General features: G+C 66.3%; 16 protein-coding genes. 11 read left to right on the forward strand and 5 right to left on the reverse strand.

The window, feature by feature from the left end; all coding sequences use genetic code 11:
* Positions 1-156: 156 nt before the first annotated feature.
* Positions 157-2,355, forward strand: a complete 2,199-nt coding sequence (locus OU994_RS19710; RefSeq protein WP_281607303.1) for a TonB-dependent siderophore receptor — start codon at positions 157-159, stop codon at positions 2,353-2,355.
* A gap of 223 nt (positions 2,356-2,578) precedes the next feature.
* Here the strand turns inward: OU994_RS19710 and OU994_RS19715 are convergent, their stop codons facing one another.
* A complete protein-coding gene (locus OU994_RS19715) occupies positions 2,579-5,209 on the reverse strand; it encodes a TonB-dependent receptor (RefSeq protein WP_281607304.1) in 2,631 nt (876 codons plus the stop codon).
* Positions 5,210-5,729: 520 nt separating this feature from the next.
* On the opposite strand from OU994_RS19715, the gene OU994_RS19720 reads away from it, so the two are divergent.
* The 6 genes from OU994_RS19720 to OU994_RS19745 all read left to right on the forward strand — a co-directional run bounded on the left by OU994_RS19720 (position 5,730) and on the right by OU994_RS19745 (position 14,537).
* Positions 5,730-6,152 (forward strand): hypothetical protein, encoded by a 423-nt coding sequence (locus OU994_RS19720; RefSeq protein WP_281607305.1) that lies wholly within the window; start codon positions 5,730-5,732, stop codon positions 6,150-6,152.
* Positions 6,153-6,349: 197 nt separating this feature from the next.
* Positions 6,350-7,552 carry an efflux RND transporter periplasmic adaptor subunit gene (locus tag OU994_RS19725; RefSeq protein WP_281607306.1) on the forward strand — a complete coding sequence of 401 codons (1,203 nt, stop codon included), beginning with the start codon at positions 6,350-6,352 and terminating at the stop codon, positions 7,550-7,552.
* 12 nt (positions 7,553-7,564) lie between these two features.
* A complete protein-coding gene (locus tag OU994_RS19730; RefSeq protein ID WP_281607307.1) occupies positions 7,565-10,735 on the forward strand; it encodes an efflux RND transporter permease subunit in 3,171 nt (1,056 codons plus the stop codon).
* Positions 10,735-12,222 (forward strand): efflux transporter outer membrane subunit, encoded by a 1,488-nt coding sequence (locus OU994_RS19735; protein ID WP_281607308.1) that lies wholly within the window; start codon positions 10,735-10,737, stop codon positions 12,220-12,222. The genes OU994_RS19730 and OU994_RS19735 overlap by 1 nt, the downstream gene beginning before the upstream one ends.
* Before the next feature lie 242 nt (positions 12,223-12,464).
* Entirely contained in the window at positions 12,465-13,145 is a 681-nt protein-coding gene (locus OU994_RS19740) for a response regulator transcription factor (protein ID WP_281607309.1), read from the forward strand.
* Between the two features lie 12 nt (positions 13,146-13,157).
* Positions 13,158-14,537, forward strand: a complete 1,380-nt coding sequence (locus OU994_RS19745) for a HAMP domain-containing sensor histidine kinase (RefSeq protein ID WP_281607310.1) — start codon at positions 13,158-13,160, stop codon at positions 14,535-14,537.
* Positions 14,538-14,616: 79 nt separating this feature from the next.
* On the opposite strand, the gene OU994_RS19750 is transcribed toward OU994_RS19745, so the two are convergent.
* Together OU994_RS19750 and OU994_RS19755 are read right to left on the reverse strand one after the other, a co-directional pair.
* Positions 14,617-15,225: a hypothetical protein gene (locus OU994_RS19750; RefSeq protein ID WP_281607311.1), complete on the reverse strand. Its 609-nt coding sequence runs from the start codon at positions 15,223-15,225 to the stop codon at positions 14,617-14,619.
* Positions 15,226-15,572: 347 nt separating this feature from the next.
* Positions 15,573-15,908 (reverse strand): DUF4870 domain-containing protein, encoded by a 336-nt coding sequence (locus OU994_RS19755; protein WP_281607312.1) that lies wholly within the window; start codon positions 15,906-15,908, stop codon positions 15,573-15,575.
* Positions 15,909-16,330: 422 nt separating this feature from the next.
* Here OU994_RS19755 and OU994_RS19760 point away from each other — a divergent pair, with 422 nt between their 5' ends.
* A complete protein-coding gene (locus tag OU994_RS19760; protein ID WP_281607313.1) occupies positions 16,331-16,726 on the forward strand; it encodes a hypothetical protein in 396 nt (131 codons plus the stop codon).
* Between the two features lie 207 nt (positions 16,727-16,933).
* The gene (gene lspA / locus OU994_RS19765; RefSeq protein ID WP_281607314.1) at positions 16,934-17,437 is read left to right on the forward strand and encodes a signal peptidase II; all 504 of its coding nucleotides are present in this window, start codon (positions 16,934-16,936) and stop codon (positions 17,435-17,437) included.
* 24 nt (positions 17,438-17,461) lie between these two features.
* Here the strand turns inward: lspA and OU994_RS19770 are convergent, their stop codons facing one another.
* Complete coding sequence (locus tag OU994_RS19770) at positions 17,462-18,202, reverse strand: LrgB family protein (protein WP_281607315.1); 741 nt, start codon at positions 18,200-18,202, stop codon at positions 17,462-17,464.
* On the reverse strand, positions 18,195-18,542 hold the full coding sequence (locus OU994_RS19775; RefSeq protein ID WP_281607316.1) for a CidA/LrgA family protein: 348 nt from the start codon (positions 18,540-18,542) through the stop codon (positions 18,195-18,197). Before OU994_RS19775 ends, OU994_RS19770 begins: the two co-directional genes overlap by 8 nt.
* 133 nt (positions 18,543-18,675) lie before the next feature.
* On the opposite strand from OU994_RS19775, the gene OU994_RS19780 reads away from it, so the two are divergent.
* Both OU994_RS19780 and OU994_RS19785 read left to right on the forward strand, forming a co-directional pair.
* Positions 18,676-18,984, forward strand: a complete 309-nt coding sequence (locus OU994_RS19780) for a hypothetical protein (RefSeq protein WP_281611769.1) — start codon at positions 18,676-18,678, stop codon at positions 18,982-18,984.
* On the forward strand, positions 18,981-19,796 hold the full coding sequence (locus OU994_RS19785; RefSeq protein WP_281607317.1) for an alpha/beta fold hydrolase: 816 nt from the start codon (positions 18,981-18,983) through the stop codon (positions 19,794-19,796). The genes OU994_RS19780 and OU994_RS19785 overlap by 4 nt, the downstream gene beginning before the upstream one ends.
* Positions 19,797-19,799 lie beyond the last annotated feature (3 nt).

Raw genomic sequence — 19,799 nt, forward strand, 5'->3', positions numbered from 1 at the left:
CCCGTCGGCCCGCACGTTCCCCCTTCCCTCCTGAAAATATTGTCGTCCAGTTACATTGTTTACATTGACTTAAGAATGCGAATCGTTATCATTCACGTTCCTAAGTAAAATGACTACCGGTGCACGTCTCGTCCGCACCGATCACTGGACAACAACATGAACAAGAAACACCGCCCGGCCCACGGGCACAAGCTGGGCCGCCTCTCGATGGTGGCCGGCCTCACCGTCACGATGCCGCTGGGCGCCCTCGCCCAGGTCGCCGAACAAACGCAGCCGGTCATGCCGACCGTCGAAGTGCAGGCGCAGAAGGAAGGCGACAACGGCTACACCACGCGCGTGGTGGGCACCGCGACACCGCTGGGCCTGTCGATCCGCGAAACGCCGCAGGCGGTTTCCGTGATCACCCGCGAACGCATGGAAGACCAGGGCCTGGCCACCATCACGGACGTGGTCAACAACACCACCGGTGTCTCGGTGAACCAGTATGAAACGCACCGTGCCGGCTTCACCGCGCGCGGCTTCGACATCACCAACCTGCAGATCGACGGCATCCCGACGACGTGGGAACAGTCGTGGAGCGCCGGCGAAACGCTGGGCAGCCTGGCCATCTACGAGCGCGTGGAAGTGGTGCGCGGCGCGACCGGCTTGATGACCGGCGCCGGCAATCCTTCCGCCGCGATCAACCTGATCCGCAAGCGCGCCACCAGCAAGGAACTGAGCGGCACGGCCGAACTGGGCATCGGCCGCTGGAACGAGCGCCGCGCCATGGTGGACGTGGGCACCGGTCTGAACCAGAGCGGCAGCGTGCGCGCCCGCGTGGTCGGCGAATACCGCCAGGCGGACAGCTGGGTCGACTACCTGGAAAACAAGGACAAGACGGTATTCGCCACCGTCGAGGCGGACCTGGCACCGGGCACGCTGCTGTCGGCCGGCTTCAGCCGCCAGGAAACCGATCCGAAAGGCTCGATGTGGGGTGGCCTGCCTTACTACTACACCGATGGCACGCCGACCAACTGGGACCGCTCGAAGACCACCGCCGCCGACTGGACCACGTGGAGCAGCAGCTACAACAACGCCTTCGTCAACCTGGAACACAACTTCGCCAACGGCTGGCAGGCGCGCGGTTCCTTCAGCCGGGGCGATCGCCGGGGCGATTCCTACCTGCTGTACCTGTCGGGTGTTCCGGACCGCGTGACGGGTCTGGGCATGTCCGATTTCTCGGGTTCGTACAACACGCGCTCGAAACAGGACGACATCAGCCTGCACGCCAGCGGCCCGTTCGCGCTGGGCGGCCGCCAGCATGAAGCGGCCTTCGGCTACCTGCATTCGAAGCAGGAATTCATTTCCGACAGCCGCGCCGCCGACTACGGCACCGTCAGTTCGGCCGTGGGCGACTTCAACAGCTTCAACCCGGGCGCGTATCCGGAGCCGTCCTGGGGGCCGCGCACGTTCTACGAAACCAGCGAAACCAAACAGGAAGGCCTGTACGGCGTGGTGCGCTTCTCGCTGGCCGATCCGCTGAAGCTGATCATCGGCGCGCGCGTCAGCAACTATGAAAAGAGCGGCCACGGCCTGTGGACTGCCGCGTACACGATCAAGAAGAACCGCGAAGTGACGCCGTACGCCGGCCTGGTCTACGACATCGACCGCAACTGGTCGGCCTACGCCAGCTACACCGACATCTTCCAGCCGCAGAACCTGAAGGACATCAACGGGGGCCAGCTCGATCCGGTGGTCGGCAAGAGCTATGAAACGGGCATCAAGGGCGCGTTCCTGGACAATCGCCTGAACGCGCAGTTCTCGGTGTTTCGCATCAAGCAGGACAAGCTGGGCGTGGAAGCGGGCCTGATCGACCGCGACGGCACCGGCCCGCTGCTGCCGGAAGCGTACTACCGCGCCGCCGAAGGCGCGGAGAGCAAGGGCTTCGAGGCCGAAGTGTCGGGCGAACTGGCACGCGGCTGGAACGCCACCGCCGGCTATGCGTACTTCAAGGCCGAGGACGCGGCGGGTGTCGAGTTCAACAGCATCTACCCGCGCAAGACGTTCCGCGTGTTCACCACCTACCGCTTCCCGGGCGAGCTGAGCAAGCTGACGGTGGGTGGCGGCGCGAACTGGGAAAGCCGCACCTGGACCAACGACCCGACCGCGCCGGCCAATACCGGCGGCCAGATCGTGCAGGGTTCGTTCGCGCTGGTCAACCTGATGGCGCGCTACGACATCAACGACCGCCTGTCGGCCCAGCTGAACGTCGACAACGCGTTCGACAAGACGCACTACGCCATGTTCTCCGCCTTCAACGCGATCACTTACCAGGCGCCGCGCAGCGTCTCCGCCACGCTGCGGTACAAGTTCTGATCCCGCTGCACGCGTGAAAAAGCCCCTGGATTGCTCCAGGGGCCTTTTTTTGAAGATTTTTCCGATGTACGAGATTCGGTCCCAATTCACCCAAGGGCAAGTTCCGGGGTCAGACCCGGCGGGTCTGACCCCAGCCCTTCGCTGCTGGGGTGAATGCATGCGCTTTCAATCTACCGGATGACACCTGACTTAACGGAGTTGAGGTCCGTCCCTCACTGTTTTATTACAGCGCCCAGCGCATCGACAGCCCGATCACCCGGTCATAGCGCCGGATGTCGCGCGGGTTGCTGGGGATGCCGTGGTAGTCGTGGTACTTCCGGTCCGTCAGGTTTTCCACGTCCAGCGTGACGCCGATCTTGTCGTTGATCTTGTACGTGATCGACGCGTCGGCGGTCTTGATCGGGTCGACGATCAGGTCGAAGCCCAGGCCGCGGTAGTTGTAGGTATCGACGAACTTCGAGCGCCAGTTGTAGGCCAGCCGGCCGGACCATGGGCCGCGCTCGTACAGCGCGACGATGTTGTAGGCGTTCTTCGACATGTTGACGAACGGGCTTTCGATGCCGCGGTCTTCCAGGTGGCCCTGCATGTACGTGTAGTTCGCTTCCAGCCCGAAGCCGTTCAGCCAGCCCGGCAGGAAGTCGTAGAACTGGCGGTACGCGATCTCGATGCCTTTCAGCTCGCCGCCTTCCATGTTGCGCGGGCGTTCCACGAGGTAGCGCGTACCGTTGACCGTTTCAAAATCCTGCCGGCGGATCACGTAGTTCTTGAAGTCGTGCTTGAACAGCGTGGCCGTCAGGCTGCCCGTCGGCGCGAAATACCACTCGGCCGCCACGTCGACATTGGTGCCCTCGATTGGTTTCAGGTCCGGGTTGCCGCCGTTGCCGTTCGGCTCGACGGTGCCGCCGCCGCCCGCGTTATACGTGGTGCCCGGATTGAAATCGGCGAACGCCGGACGCTGGATCGCCTTGCCGGCATTCAGGCGCAGGACCACGTCTTCCACGGGCATGGCCTTCAGCGTCAGGTTCGGCAGCGCGTCGGTGGTGCTGGTTTTCTTGTTCACGGCCACCGGGTTCAAGACGCCGTTCGTCCATACGCCGTTGAAGCCGTTCACGTCCAGCTCCGTGCGCACCACGCGCACGCCAGCCGTGCCTTCCACCGGCATGCCGGCCACGGTGAAGCCGAACTTGGTCTTGCCGTAGATGGCGCTGGTGTCTTCCTGGTTGGTGTACAGCGAGTATGGGTCGGGGGCGCCCTTGCCGGCCGGACGTCCATAGGCCTGGCGCAGCGTGTCCATGTTGGCGTGCATGTAGCTTGCGCATGGGGTGATCCACGAAGCCAGGCCGTAGTCGTTGGCCATTTCCATCGACTGGCAGGCGAAGCCCTGCAGCGACGTCACTGCAGGCAGGCCGGCTGGCGCGCCGATCTGGCCATTGCTTTCGTGCTGGTACTGGGCCTTGCGTTCCGCCAGGCGCATGCCGAAGCTGATCTCTTTCAGGAAGCCGTCCGAGCCGGGATTCCACGTGGCATCCACGCGCCAGTCGTTCGACTGGCCGCGCGCATTGCTCCAGTTGTCGAACAGGGTGTGCAGGCGGTAGTTGGCCGGGTTGTCCATGTCGTAGCCCGGATACGTGAAGTAGCCGCCACCGTTGCGGTAGGTTTCCCCGGCCACGGTCGGCGGCGATGTCAGCAGGTCCAGGATGGGGAAGTCCTGCTTCCATTTGCTGTTGGTGCGCGCCAGCTCGGTGGTGATGGTCCAGTCATCGTTCACCTTCCAGCGCGCGCCGAACGCGCCCTGGTGGGTTTCCGAATCGTCGTTCGGCGCCTGGGTGGACGACAGGGCAAACGGATTCGAATTCACGCTCGTCATGGTGGCGACCTGGTTGGTGCCCGGGATCAGCGTGTACTGCGTGCTCGGGCTCCAGGCCTGGCCAGCCACGAAGAACTGGCGCTGCGCGTCATGGTCGATGCGGGTCGACCAGCCTTCGGCGAACATCTCGAGCGAGCGGTTCGGGCGCCACTGGAAGGCCCAGTTGGCGGCCGTGCGTTCGCGCTTGCCCTGGTACAGCGTGTGGCCCAGGTCGAGCGGTCCGGTCACCGGCGAGCCCGCACCCAGCACCGCCACGGGCGGCGAGTTCCACGTCACTTCGTCATGGTAGTTGCCCTTCTGGTAGGACACGCCGAGCAGCGCGCCGAATTCGCCGAAGTCGCCTTTCCAGCGGTTGCTGATCGTGCCGGAAGCCTGCGGGTCGTTGGTGTTGGACTTGTCGCGGTTTTCCACGCGGGCCTGCACGTTGGCGGAGAAGCCCTTGAAATCGAACGGACGCGCGGTGCGCACGTCGATCACGCCGGCGGTGCCACCCTCCACCATCTCGGCGCCCTGCGTCTTGTACACGTCCACGCGCTGCAGCATCGTGGTGGGAATGTCGGCCAGGTGCAGGCTGCGGTCGCGCGACGTATAGACTTCGCGGCCGTTCAGCAGGGTAACCAGGCCGGTCAGGCCGCGGATCACGACATTCGACGCCTCGCCGTATTCGCGGCGGATCTGCACGCCGGAAACGCGGCCCAGGATCTCGGCCACGTTCTTGTCGGGGAACTTGCCGGCTTCCTCGGCGACGATCGAATCGATCACTTCATCGGAATTGCGCTTGATCGCCTGCGCGCTCTGGGCGGCGCGGCGTACGCCGGTGACCACGACCGTGGTGGCGGCGGTGGCCTGCTGTTCGGCCGCCACCTGGGCATCCTGTGCCCACACGGACGCGCTGGAAAGGATGCCCGCGCCAGCCAGCGCGGCAACCGACATTTTCATTTTCAAATTGCGGGATGGGCGGACCGCGCCGGTTCCGGTGTCATTCATGCTGCATCTCCTGTGGTTCTGTCTTTTTTATGCGCTGCGTGGGCAACGTTTCATGGTGCTGCGAATCCATCTTAAGTGAGTGGAAAATTACCGATCCAATCAATTTTTCAGGGTTTTCGATACCGAAACTGGTATCACGCATCATTTCTGGCCGCCCGTCTGGCCACCTGAGCGATCCCCTGCCGCGATACGTCGTCCAGACCCTTTTATCGACGTGCACAAGAGTGACGGCGCTTCGGCCGACCGGTATTGTCGGGTGGCATCCGCGCGCCCCAATTGACCGTGCGGATGCCAGGCCAGGAAGCTGGCAAGGTGCCAGCCAGCCATGCACACGGGACAGCACGGACGTTCGGTTTTTTAACCATATTGTGACCATTTCGCAACAAGAGCTTCCACCAGGCCGGTTCCCCGACCGTGGGCGGATGCCAAATACCCTTTGCATGAGTGGGCAATGCAGGCTAATCTGCCCCTTGCGGGCTTCCCGATGGCGGAACGCCGGCCGGCGATGGAGACCCGAGCAATGAGAGATTCACGCCACGATGCCGACATGGCGCGCACGATCGATATCGCGCTGGTCCTGCAAAAGCTGCGCGGGACCGAAGAGGCCACCGACTACCTGCGCTGCGCCCACGTGGCCGAGGCGCTCGTCGCACGCGTGCTGTCGCCGGGCTGCTCGCGCGCCACGATGACGGTGGTGTGGCGCAGGCCGCCAGAAACTGGCGATGGGCCGTGCGAATTGGAAGCGCCCAGGGCGCCCCGTTTCTACCATGTCGACAGCCGGCGGCACGACGTGGTGCGCGCGGCAGTGGTGCAGGCAGCCATCGCGCTCGCCGGGAAGATGGATCCCGCCCGGGCCGAGCGGCTGCTGCGCCGCGAGGCACTGTCCGACGAAACGATTGCCCGCGTGCTGTCCGGCGACGACAGCCGACGGCGCCTCAGGTAACGGCACAACCCGGCGTAGGCCCCACCGCAGCGCCGCCTTCCGCGCGGAGCAACGATACTTCATGAACGATGATTCATGACCGATCTTCATGACCGATAATCATTAACAATAATTAATGATTCGGCCATTCCCCCTTCAGCCGCCACGCGGCATAGTGCGGGGTGGACTCCATCGTTAACCTGTCATCCGGACCATTCATGCCATTTTCCCTTCCCCGGCGCCGCGCGGGCCTGGCTGCCGCATGCGCCGCGGCAGCGCTGGCGCTGTACGGCTGCGGTGCCGACCCCGCCCCGAAAGCCGCCGCCGTTCCCCAGGTCGCCACGCTGACCGTCGAGCGCACCAGCGTGCCGCTGGCCCTCGAACTGCCCGGCCGCACGGCGCCGTTCCTGCTGGCCGAAGTACGCGCGCGGGTCGACGGCATCGTGCAGGACCGCCGCTTCACCGAAGGGGCCGACGTGCGCAAGGGCGACCCGCTGTACCTGATCGATCCGGCGCCGTACCGGGCCGCGCTGTCGAGCGCCCAGGCCACGCTGCAGCGGGCCCGGGCGAACCTGGCCAGCAGCACGTCGCAACTGGAACGCTACAAGGTGCTGGTCGGCGGGAATGCCGTCAGCAAGCAGGCGTTCGACAATGCCGAAGCGGCGCAGTTGCAGGCCGCCGCCGACGTGGCCGCGGCGGAAGCGGCCGTGACCACGGCGCGCATCAACCTCGGCTATACGAGCGTGACCGCGCCCATCGCCGGGCGCAGCAGCGTATCGCAGGTGACCCAGGGCGCCTACGTGCAGGCCGGTTCGGCCACGCTGCTGACGACGATCCAGCAGCTCGACCCCATGTATGTCGACCTGCAGCAATCGAGCGCCGAGGGCTTGGCGCTGCGGCGCGATATCGCCAGCGGCAGCCTGAAGCTGGAAGGTGCCGGCAAGGCCCAGGTGCGCCTGAAGCTGGAAGACGGCAGCACGTACGCGCACCCGGGCACCCTGGAGTTTTCCGGCGTGACCGTCGACCGCGATACCGGCTCCGTCACGCTGCGCGCCCGCTTCCCCAACCCGGACAAGCTGCTCCTGCCGGGCATGTTCGTGCGCGCCAGCGTGGAACAGGGTGTGCGGCAGGGTGTGGTGCGCGTGCCCGCCACCGCCGTGACGCGCAACCCGCAGGGCGAAGCCACCGTGATGCTGGTCGGCGGCGGCAACAAGACCGAGGTGCGCACGGTGCAGGCCAGTGCGCTGGTCGATGGCCACTGGCTGGTTGAGCACGGCCTGGCGGATGGCGAGCGCCTGATCGTCAGCGGCGTGCAGAAGCTGCGCCCCGGCATCGTCGTGACGCCGCGCGCCGCGGCACCGCGCAAGCTGGCCACCGCGCCTGCCGCGGCCGCGCCTCCCACGGCCCCCGCGGCCCGCTGAGGATGAGCACCCATGGCTAGATTCTTCATCCAGCGGCCCATCTTCGCGATCGTGATTTCGCTGCTGATCATGCTGGTCGGCGGCATCGCGCTGTTCAAGATGCCGGTCGAGCAGTATCCGCCCGTGTCGCCACCGTCCGTGCAGATCCAGGCCAGCTTCCCCGGCGCCTCGGCCGAGACCATGGCCAACACCGTGGTGCAGGTGATCGAGCAGCAGATGACAGCGATCGACAACCTGCTGTACATGACCTCCACCACCGACGATACGGGCCAGTCGACCACCACGCTGACCTTCGCGCCGGGTACCGATCCGGACATCGCCCAGGTGCAGGTGCAGAACAAGCTGCGCTCGGCCGAGCCGCGCCTGCCTTCGGAAGTCCAGCAGTCGGGCCTGCGCGTGACGAAGTCGACCAGCGATTTCCTGATGGTCGCGGCCTTTGTTTCCGAAGACAACAGCATGACCAAGTTCGACATCGCCAACTACGTGGCGTCGAACATCCAGGACCCGCTGTCGCGCATTCCCGGCGTGGGCAGCCTGAACGTGTTCGGCACGCAGTATGCGATGCGCATCTGGCTCGATCCCGTCAAGCTGACGGGTTACGCGCTGACGCCGCTGGACGTGAACCGCGCGATCCAGGCGCAGAACGTGCAGATCTCCGGCGGCCAGCTGGGCGGTTCGCCCGCCGTGGCGGGGCAGACCCTGTCGGCCACCATCAACCAGGCCAGCCTGCTGCGCACGCCCGAGGAATTCCGCCGCATCCTGCTGAAGGTGCAGCCGGACGGCTCGTCGGTGCGGATCGGCGACGTGGCGCGCGTGGCGCTGGGCCCGGAAAACTACAACGTCGACGTGCGCTACAGCGGCAAGTCGGCGTCCGGCGTGGGCATCCAGCTGGCGCCGGGCGCCAATGCGCTGACCACCGCCGACGCGGTGCGCGCCCGACTCGACGAGCTGAAGGCGTTCTTCCCGCGCGGCCTGGTGGTGGTGTACCCGAACGACGTGACGCCGTTCATCGAGGTGTCGATCCACGAAGTGGTCGTCACGCTGTTCGAGGGCATCGCGCTGGTGTTCCTCGTGATGTACCTGTTCCTGCAGAACCTGCGCGCCACGCTGATCCCGTCGATCACCGTACCGGTGGTGCTGCTCGGTACCTTCGGCATCATGTCGGCGCTGGGCTTCACCGTCAACACGCTGTCCATGTTCGGCCTGGTGCTGGCCATCGGCCTGCTGGTGGACGATGCCATCGTGGTGGTGGAAAACGTCGAGCGCGTGATGCACGAAGAAGGCCTGGGCCCGTACGAGGCGACCGAGAAGGCGATGAGCCAGATCACCAGCGCGCTGGTGGGCGTGGCGCTCGTGATCTCGGCCGTCTTCGTGCCGGTGGCGTTCTCCAGCGGCACGGTCGGCGCGATCTACCGGGAATTCTCGCTGACCGTGGTGGCATCGATGCTGCTATCCGTCTTCATCGCGCTGACGCTGACGCCGGCACTGTGCGCGACGATGCTCAAGCGGCCGGACCCGGACCACCATGACAAGCGCGGCTTCTTCGGCTGGTTCAACCGCGGCTTCGACAAGAGCCGGGACCGCTACCTGGGCGGCGTGGCCGCCATCGTGCGCCGGCGCGGCGTGTGGATGGCGCTGTACGTGGTGCTGGTCGGCGTCGTCGCGCTGCTGTTCCTGCGGCTGCCGGGCGGCTTCCTGCCACGCGAGGACCAGGGCTACATGTTCGTGCAGGTGCAGACGCAGCCCGGCAGCACGCTGGAAACCACCGGCAAGGTGCTGGAAGAAATCAACCAGTACCTTCTCAACGACGAAAAGGCGATGGTCGATTCCACCTTCGCCACGATCGGCGCCAGCCAGCCGAACCGGGGCCAGAACCAGGGCCGCCTGTTCGTGCGGCTCAAGCCGTGGGACGAGCGCACCGGCGACGAGCTGTCCGTCTCGGCGCTGAGCAGCCGCATCTCGGCCCGCTATGGCGACTTCCAGGGTGCCCAGGTCACCGCGGTGGAACCGCCGCCGATCCGCGGCCTGGGTTCGGCCACCGGCTTCTCGCTGCAGATGCAGGACCGCGGCGGCCTTGGCCACGAGGCGCTGGCGAAGGCGCGCGATCAGTTGCTGGACCTGGCGAAGAACGAACCGGCGCTGGCGCGCGTGCGCTTCACGGGCCAGGCCGACAACGCCACCTACAAGATCGACATCGACCGCGAAAAGGCCGCCGCGCTGGGCGTCAACCTGACGGATGTGGACCAGACCTTCTCGACGGCCTGGGGCTCGCGCTACATCAACAACTTCCTCGACACGGACAACCGCATCAAGCGCGTGTACGTGATGGCCGATGCGCAGTTCCGCATGAATCCCGACGACATCCGCTTCCTGCACGTGCGCAACGCGGCCGGCACCATGGTGCCCTTCTCCGCGTTCGCCAGCGCCCGCTGGACCTGGGGCGCGCCCGCGGTGCAGCGCTACAACGGCATCGCCTCGGCCGAGATCCTGGGCCAGCCCGCGCCCGGCCACAGTACCGGCGAAGCCATGGAAATCATGGACCGCCTGATGGGCCAGCTGCCGGACGGCATCGGCTACGAATGGAGCGGCATCTCGCTGCAGGAAGCGCAGGCCGGCGCCCAGGCGCCGCTGCTGTACGGCCTGTCGATCCTGGTGGTGTTCCTGTGCCTGGCCGCGCTGTATGAAAGCTGGGCCATTCCCGTCTCCGTGATCATGGTGGTGCCGATCGGCGTGCTGGGCGCGCTGGCCGCCGCCACGCTGTTCGGCCTGGAAAACGACGTGTTCTTCCAGGTCGGCCTGCTGACGACAATCGGCCTGTCGGCCAAGAACGCGATCCTGATCGTGGAATTCGCCCGCGAACTGCAACTGGAAGGCCGCGGCGTGCTGGAGGCCGCGATGGAAGCGGCCAAGCTGCGCCTGCGCCCGATCCTGATGACGTCGATGGCGTTTGTGCTGGGCGTGCTGCCGCTGGCCATCGCCAGCGGCGCCGGCGCCGCCAGCCAGAACGCGCTCGGCATCGGCGTGATCGGCGGCATGCTCACGGCCACCTTCCTGGCCACGTTCATGATTCCGCTGTTCTTCGTGCTGGTGGCCGGCAAGATCAGGGACCGCCGGCGCGCTGCATCGAAAGCTGGTATTCACCCGCGGGCTGACGGCACGCCGGCGGGCCAGGAGGTCAACTGATGAAACACTTGCCCGTCTTGCTTGCGGTCGCCGCGCTGGCGTCGGGCTGCACCTTGCAGCCCGCCTACCAGCGCCCGGCCGATCTTGCGCCAGCGGCGTTTCCCATCGGCCCGGCCTACGTGGCGGCGGCTTCCGCGAACGCCACCCCGGCCGCGGACACGGGCTGGCAGGATTTCCTCGCCGATGCGCGCCTGCGCCAGCTGGTCGGTCTCGCGCTGGCCGGCAACCAGGACTTGCGCATCGCCCTGCTCCGTGTCGCCCAGGCGCGCACGGCGCTGCAGTCGCAGCGCAGCGCCGCCCTGCCCCAGGTGGGCGTGGAAGCTTCCGGCACGCGCGGCAGGAACGCCGCCGGCGCCGCCACGCACGCCAATGCCGTCGCGTTGTCGGCCGCATGGGAGGTCGACCTGTTCGGCCGCCTGCAAAGCCTGACGGATCCCGCCCGCGAACAGTACGTGGCCAGCGCCCATGGCCGCCAGGCCGCGCACATCCTCCTCGTTGCCCAGGTGGCGGAGCAGTATTTCGCCATGCTGGCCTACGAGGAACAACTGGCCGTCACCGAGGAAACGCTGGCGGCGGCGCGCGAGTCGTACCGCATCGTCAAGCTGCAGTTCGATACGGGCACCGTTTCCGAACTCGATGAAACGCTGGCGCGCGGCACGCTGGAACAGGCGCAGGCCAACCATGCGGCGCAGCAGCGGCTGCGCGCGCAGGCGGAGAACGCGCTGGTGCTGCTGCTGGGGCAGCCCCTGCCGCCAGCCCCGGGCCCCGCCACGCCGCTGGACCGGCAGCCGATGCTGGCCGCGCAGTTTCCCGCGCAGTTTCCCGCGCAGTTTGCCGCGCAGTTTCCCGATATCCCTGCCGGCCTGCCGTCCGACCTGCTGCTGCGGCGGCCGGACGTGCTGCAGGCCGAGGCGCAGCTGCGCGCGGCGTACGCCGACATCGGCGCGGCCCGCGCGGCATTCTTCCCGAACATCCAGCTCACGGCCGCCGCCGGCACGGCCAGCACCGCGCTGGGCCAGCTGTTCGAGGCCGGCACCGGGGTCTGGTCGTTTGCGCCCAGCCTGGTGCTGCCGCTGTTCGATGGCGGTGCGCGCCAGGCCAGCCTGGACAACGCCCGCATCGCCCGCGATATCGGTGTGGCGCAGTACCGGCAGGCGGTGCAGGTGGCGTTCCGCGAGGTGGCCGATGGCCTGGCCGCGCGCGGCACCTACGATAAGGAACTGGCCGCGCGCCAGCGCGACGTCGCGGCCCAGCAGCGCCGGCTGGAACTGGCCGAGCTGCTGTATTCCAGCGGCGCCAGCGACTACCTGGCCGTGCTGGCGGCGAAAACGGACCTGTACAATGCCCGCGTCTCGCTGATCGCGGCCCGGCAGAACCAGCTCGCCGCGCTGGTGGGGCTGTACCGCGCGCTGGGTGGCGGGTGGCTGGAACGGACCGGAGAGACGCCGGCGCGGGCCGATGCCGGGGTGGCGGCGCCAGCCAGCTGATCCGGTCAACCCAGGCGCGGCTGCCGGGGTCGGCCCCTGGTGCCGTCCAGGTAAGCCTACCCCAAGTGCAAGTACCGGGGTCAGGAAGGAATGCTAGCATGCATGCCAGCATCGTTCAGCAGGCGCGAAGCATGCTTCGCGAAATCCCTGCTTCACCCCGCCGGGTCTGACCCCAGCCCTTCGCCGTTGGGGTAGATGCCTGCGTCAACCACACGCAAGCAGATAAAGCAGATGAGCACACCATGAAACTCCTCCTCGTCGAAGACAACGAACGGGTCGCCCGCTTCGTCAAGAAGGGCCTGGCCGAAGCGGGCCACACGGTCGATCACGCCGACAACGGCCGCGACGGCATGAACCACGCCGTCAGCGAAACTTACGACGCGATCGTGATGGACCGCATGCTGCCCGGCGGGATCGACGGCCTGGCCATCGTGGCGGCGCTGCGCCAGCAGGGCAACCGCGTGCCGATCCTGATCCTGTCGGCGCTCGATGGGGTGGACGAGCGCATCCACGGCCTGAAGAGCGGCGGCGACGATTACCTGGTGAAACCGTTCGCGTTCGGCGAACTGCTGGCCCGCCTCGACGCCCTGCTGCGCCGCGCGCAACCGCAGGCGGTGGACACCACGTTGACGCTGGACGACCTGAGCATGGACATGCTGGCCCACAAGGTGACGCGCGCCGGCAGGCCGGTGGCTCTGCAGCCGCGCGAATTCAAGCTGCTCGGCTACCTGATGCGCCACGCCAACCAGGTGGTGACGCGCACGATGCTGCTGGAAAATGTGTGGGACTACCACTTCGATCCGCAGACCAACGTGATCGACGTCCACATCAGCAAGCTGCGGCAAAAGATCGACGCCGGCTTCGGCAAGCCGCTGCTGCGCACCGTGCGCAACGCCGGCTACATGCTGACCGACCAGCCGTAGCGGGGACCAGGCATGAGACTCCCCGGCTTTTCCGCCCGCACCATCGCGATCGGCTATGCGTTCGTCAGCCTGCTGGTGCTGGCGATGTTCGCCGCGCCGCTGTGGTACGCATGGCACACCAACATCCAGGAAGTGCGCACCGAGCTGCTGGCCTCCGAAGCGCAGCGCCTCGCCAACCTGTTCCGGCGCGGTGGGCCGGCCGCGCTGACCACGGCCATCGACAGCCAGGTGGAGGGCACCAACGATGGCGTGCGCAAGATCATCCTGTTGATGGCCCCGAACGGCGCGAAGCTGGCCGGCAACCTGCCCGCCTGGCCCGGCGGCTTGCCGGACCGCGACGGCGTCAGCTCGGCCACCATCCGCGTCGACGGTGTGCCACGCCGGATCGAACTGGTGCGCGTAACGCTGGGGCGTGGCTACCGCCTGCTGATCGCCAGCAACCTCAATCGCTTCGACGAGCTGGAACGGCTGTTCGTGTACGGCTTGCTGGGTTGCGGCGCGGCCGTGCTGGTGGGCGCCGCGCTGGGCGGGGTGCTGATCCGCCGCGCCCTGCTCACGCGCGTGCAGGGCATCAGCCAGACCACGGCCGCGATCATCGAGGGCAAGCTGTCACGCCGGCTCCCGGCACCGCGCGATGGCGACGAACTGCAACTGCTGACGCGCACCGTGAACCGCATGCTGGACCAGATCGAACACCTGGTGACGGGCGTGCAGGACGTGTCGAACGCCATCGCGCACGACTTGCGCACGCCCCTGTCCGAACTGCGCGCCCGGCTGGAAGAACTGTCGGTCAACCGCCCGAACGAGGAAGAAACGTTTGCCGAGATCGATGCGGCCATCAACGACGTCGACCGCGTGATGAAGATCTTCAATGCGCTGCTGCGCCTGGCCGAGATCGACAGCGGCAGCCGCCGCAACGGTTTCGTGCCGGTGGACGTGACGAACCTGGCGGCGGAAGTGGCCGAATTCTATGCGCCGGTGGCGGAGCTGCGCAATATCGCGCTGGCGTTCACGCCGCGCGGCGCGCTGCGCGCCGTCGGCGACCCGGTGCTGCTGGCGCAGGCGCTCGGCAACCTGGTCGAGAATGCGTTGAAGTACGCGCCCGAAGGCGGCGTGATCGCCATCGCCGTGCAGCGCCCGCAGCGGGACATGCTGGAAATCGTGGTGAGCGACAATGGCCCCGGCATCACGGAAGATGAACGGCCGCGCGTCGTCGAGCGCTTCTACCGGGGCGACACCAGCCGCGGCACGCCCGGCGTGGGCCTGGGGCTGTCGGTGGTCTCCGCCGTGGCACGCCTGCATGGCGGCGTGCTGCTGCTGGCCGATAACAGGCCGGGATTGCGGGCGACGCTGCAGGTGGCGGTCAGCCCGGCCGGCGGCACGCAGGCCTGATTCGGCGCGACGCCGCCCGTTCGCTACGGGTGGCGCCAGGGCCGGAAGACGACCACCCGTCGCTGCCCCAGGCCCGTCGTCAGTTCGAGAAGTCGCACATCAGGACAGCACGTGCGGTTCCGTCTTCCACCAGCAGTTGCGGCCGCGACGGATCTTCGTTGCCCGTTGCCGGCTTCATATTGCCAAGCGATTTGGACACGGCCGCCAGAGAACCGGCGAACGTCAGCGAGATGCCGTTGATGCCGTTATCCTTGCCGACCCAGCGCTCGATACCGGTCACCGCGGCACCGCGATACGACGCGCCCGTCACCGGTGCGGTCAGGGTCCAGGAATCGCCATCATCCTTCACCTGGATCCGGCCAGCGCCGATGGCTGCACGCATTTCGGCACCGGCTTTGGCGGTCGCCGGCGCCTTGCCCGAATGCGTCGTCAGCCATCGCAGTACCGCGTCGAATTTCGGATTGCTGCCGGCGCAGTCCTTTTCCATTCCGGCGAAGACCGGCGTCAGGTCCAACGTGGCTTTATTTCCGGTAGCGCCAGCACTGGTATTGCAAAGCGCCAGGATGATCACGGCCCCGGCTGCCGATACGGATGTCGATAATTTCATGTGTTCGAATGGATACAGGTTTGAATGGCGAATGGCGTCGCCAGGCACATACGCTTGGCAGGTAGTGGCTGCATCGCGCATGCTTTGAATACGGGCGCTTCCTGGAAATTACTGCGCCAATGCTGCCGGGGAAGGATCCATGATTTCTTGGCCCGCATGATCCGGCGTGAGCGCAAGTTCGACGGCAACTTCGCCATCGAACCTTGCGTCATGGGGATATCACCGTCTGCAGATCCGGACGAAAGTCCGGATAACGCGCCGTCAACTTCCACGCGCCGGTAACGGTCGGTTCCTTCAACATCGCAGGCGTCGAAACATGCATGCGTATTTTCCGGCGCCCTGCGCGCTGAATACAAGCGAGCCGCTATCAGCCGCGACGCATCAAGGAAGCACGGCGGCGCCAGCTGGCCGGCCAGCTTTCCGGACAATCAGCCCTTGACGAAACGGATGGTCAGCGGATAACGGTAGACGGCACCGTTGCTGGCCTTGATCGCAGCGATGACACACAGGACGAGGTTGCCGAGGATGGCGACCCAGAACAGGAACAGGCCGATAAGGACGAACGACAGGATGAAGCAGCCGACATAGGCGACGAGCAGGGTCAGCTGGAAATTCAATGCTTCCCGCGCGTTATCCGCCGAAAACGTATCGCTGTCATTTTTCTTGATCAGGTACAGGACAAATGGTGCCAGCCACGAAAAGAAAATCCCGCCGATATGGGCGAGGATGCCGAAGGTCTTGTCACCTGTGTAGTTTGTGTTCATTGCATTCCCTGGTTTCTACCGTAGCGGTAAGTTGTATGTTTTATTTTGCTGCCCGCTTCACCCGTCATCTTTTCCATCAGCGAGAAAAGAACAGCTTCATGGCGCGTTTCTCGCGTGCCTGGTTGAATGGGGGCCGCAGGCGAACTTGTTTACCAGACGACCGCGCTGCTCAATGAACCGCCGGCGTTACGCTGGAATTACCATTCTGCATCACATATAAACATTTTGCAACTTCTGTTGCCAAATTGGCAGACGACATGCAAGCACCGCCGTGGCATGGTCGGCAGCCATGCGAAAGCCGGCACGATCGAGTTTTAATGCAGCGCTAAGGGCCAGCGTTAATACTCATCGGCCATCACGGATTGTTATCCGCCCAGCCCCTGAATCCGCAAGGATCGAGGCACATCCTGGACTGAAGAATAATGAAGAGAGTCTCGATCCTGATCGCAGCGACGATCGGCGCAATCCTGTTCACCGGAATCGGCTTCGTTACGGGCGCCATTACCGCGGGCACCAGGGGCTGGTTTACGCCGGTGGTGCGCGTCGTCGTGGAAAACCAGAGCGGCGAGGACATCACGAACGTCGTGCTGACCCATCGAGCGGGCGGCCAGGCAAGCACGGTGCAGTTGCCCGCCCTGGAAAACGGCCAGTCGGCCGAGTTGAGATACTACGCGGGCAATGCCGGCGGCTACGAGATCAGCGCGACATTGGCCGACGGCAGAACGCTGAAGGGCGGGTCCGGCTATGCCGAAGGCGGAAATTCGACGAGGGAAGTCATCACCGCATCGAAAATCACGGGCAGTCCCGGCTCCCTCTAGTGATCAGGATGACCGCTGTCGATCCCGGATTCCGCGAGTGTGCAAGCGAGCCTGCCTCGACTTTCCTGGGGCGCCGTGCACTGCAATCCGGCGCCATACGCCGCGAGCGCTTGTCCGTACACTGCGGCTTGCCCGATAATCGCCGGACCGGCCGCCGCGGCGCCTTGCAATCGACTGGCCGCCCCTTCACCTGCAAAGGACAGAACCATGAACAGGCCCGGAAGAACGTCGCTCTTGCTGCTTGTGCTGTTTTCCTGCGTCGGCTGCGACCAGGCGACGAAACAGCTTGTCCGTGTGTGCCTGCCGGACCCCGTCACGTACTCGTTCTGGGGCGACTTCGTGCGCTTGCAGCATGTGCAGAATCACGGTGCCTTTCTCAACCTTGGCGCCACGCTTCCCGAGCCGGTCCGGTTCGCCATCTTCACCATTGCCATTGCCCTCGTGCTGGCCGGCCTGGTGGCATACGCTATCCGGAAGCCCGGCATCATCACGATCCACGTCGTGGCCATCGCGCTCATTGCCGGCGGCGGCGCCGGCAACCTGATCGACCGGATCCTGTTCGGCGGCGGGGTGACCGATTTCCTCAATATCGGCATCGGGCCGCTCCGAACGGGCATCTTCAACCTTGCAGACGTGGCGATCATGGCGGGTGCCGGCTTGCTGCTGTACCGGGGCCGCCGTGGCGGAGGCGGGATACCGGGCCGCAGGTAGAACAATTGTGCGCGGTGACGGGCGCTACATGCCCAGCCACCGCAGCACCAGCGGAATCAGCCCCGGCGCCAGCAGCGCGGTCAGCACCCCATTCAAGCCCATCCCCAGGCCGGCGAACGCGCCCATTTCCGCGCTGACCTGGAACGCCCGCGCGGTGCCGATGCCGTGCGACGCCACGCCCAGCGCGAAGCCGCGCACTTCGTGGGAATGGATCTTCATCCAGCCGAACAGGAAGCGCGCGGTGACGGCGCCGAAGATGCCGGTGCCGATCACCAGGACGGCGGTCAGCGATGGCAGGCCGGCCAGCCGTTCCGACACGGCCATGGCGATCGGCGTGGTGGCCGATTTCGGGCCGGCCGAACGGGCCAGTTCCGCCGTCCCGCCCAGGGCAACGACGATGCAGACCGCCGAAACGATGGCCGTGACGGAACCGCATACCAGTGCCAGCGTCACCGGCAGGAAAGCGCGGCGCAGGCGGGGCAACTGGCGCACCAGCGGCACGGCCAGCGCCACGGTGGCGGGGCCGAGCAGGAAATGCACGAACTGGGCGCCGGCGAAGTACCGCTCGTACGACATGCCGGACAACCACAGCGCCGCGCAGACCAGGGCGATCGCGATCGCCACCGGGTTGGCCAGCGGCGAGAACCTGCAGCGGGCATAGATGGCTTGCGCCACTGCGTAGGCGCACAGGGTCAGTGTCAATCCCAGCAGCGGCGAGGCGGAAAGATAGACCCAGAAGGAGCGCAGCTCGGCCAGCTCAAACATCGCCATCCTTCGGGCTGGCCGCGCGCAGCACCAGGGCCGTCACGGCCAGCGTCAGCAGCGTGCTGCCCATCAGGCCTGCCAGCAGTGCCAGCCAGTGCCCGCTGCTGGAAGATGCCGCCGCCACGATGCCGACGCCGGCCGGCACGAACAGCAGCGACAGGTGGCGCAGCAGCTCGTTGGCGTCGGCTTCGATCTTGCGCAGCAGCGCCGGCGCCGCGACCAGCGCGGCGAACAGCAGCAGCATGCCGATGACCGGCCCGGGAACGGGCAGGTGCAGCACATAGGCGATGCCCTCCCCCAGGCACTGGAACAGCAGCAGGATGGTAAAGCTCACGAGCATGGCGTTTCCTCTTCGGGTTTTATCGGTGATGTCTTGTCCGGGTTGCGCAGCGCGCCGCTGCGGGCCATTCGCAGAACGCGTCGGCCGCCAGCGTGCGCAGCCAGCGGTTGCCTTTGTCCCGATTGTAGCGCCCGTGCCGGAACACGCCGGTTTGCAGCGCGGCGAGCCATCCGCGATCACGCTGCCCCATGGCGAACAGCGCACCTTCCTCGAGGATGGCGACACGGTCGTGCTGCGCGGCCGGGCCTGCCGCGCCTCGGCTTCGGCGAGGCTGCGGGCGCGGTTCTCCCGCCCCGCCGAGCGCCCGGGCCGCATGCGCGCTCATGCCTGCGCAAGCCTGCTACACTGGAATGGCGGCGGCGTGGAGAGCATGGACGCGGAGAGCATGGACGCGAAGATCATGGACGCTAAGGACATGGACGCTAAGGACATGGGACGATGAGCATCCGGCAGCGCAACAACGTGAAGGCGTGGGGCAGCGGTTCGACGACGCTGCTGTTCGCGCACGGCTTCGGCTGCGACCAGTCGATGTGGCGCTTCCTGCTGCCGGCCTTCGAAGGCCGCTACCGCATCGTCGTCTTCGACGCGGTCGGCAGCGGCGCCTCCGACTGGAGCGCCTACGATCCCGCCCGGTATGGCACCCTGCTCGGCTATGCGCGGGACGTGCTGGAAATCGCCGATGAATTCGCCGAAGGGTTTGCCGACCGGCCGGTGGTATTCGTGGGCCACTCGGTGGCGGCCATGGTCGGGCTGCTGGCCACCATCCTGCAACCGGGGCGCTTTGCCGCCCAGGTGATGGTCAGCCCGTCGCCGTGCTACCTGAACGATGGCGACTACCGCGGCGGCTTCTCGCTGGCGGACATCGAAGACCTCCTGCAGACGCTGGCGGACAACTACGAGGGCTGGGCGCGTGCCATGGGCCCCGCCATCATGGGCGTGCCGGCCCGGCCCGAGCTCAGCGGCGAACTGGTCGACAGTTTCTGCCGCGCCGATCCGGCCATTGCCGCCCACTTCGCCCGCGTGACCTTCCTGTCCGATCACCGTGCCGACCTGCCCCGTTCGACCACGCCGACCCTCATCCTGCAATGTTCGGAAGACCTGATCGCACCACGCGCCGTCGGCGAATTCACGCACCGTGCGCTGCGCGGCAGCGAATTGCACGTCATCGATAACATCGGCCATTGCCCCCACATGAGCGCGCCGCGCGAGTGTGCGGCCGCGATGTCGCCCTTCCTGCGGCAATGGACGGATTGACCC

Origin of the sequence: Pseudoduganella sp. SL102 (assembly GCF_027856995.1) — a bacterium.
Taxonomy (GTDB): domain Bacteria; phylum Pseudomonadota; class Gammaproteobacteria; order Burkholderiales; family Burkholderiaceae_D; genus Rugamonas; species Rugamonas albidiflava.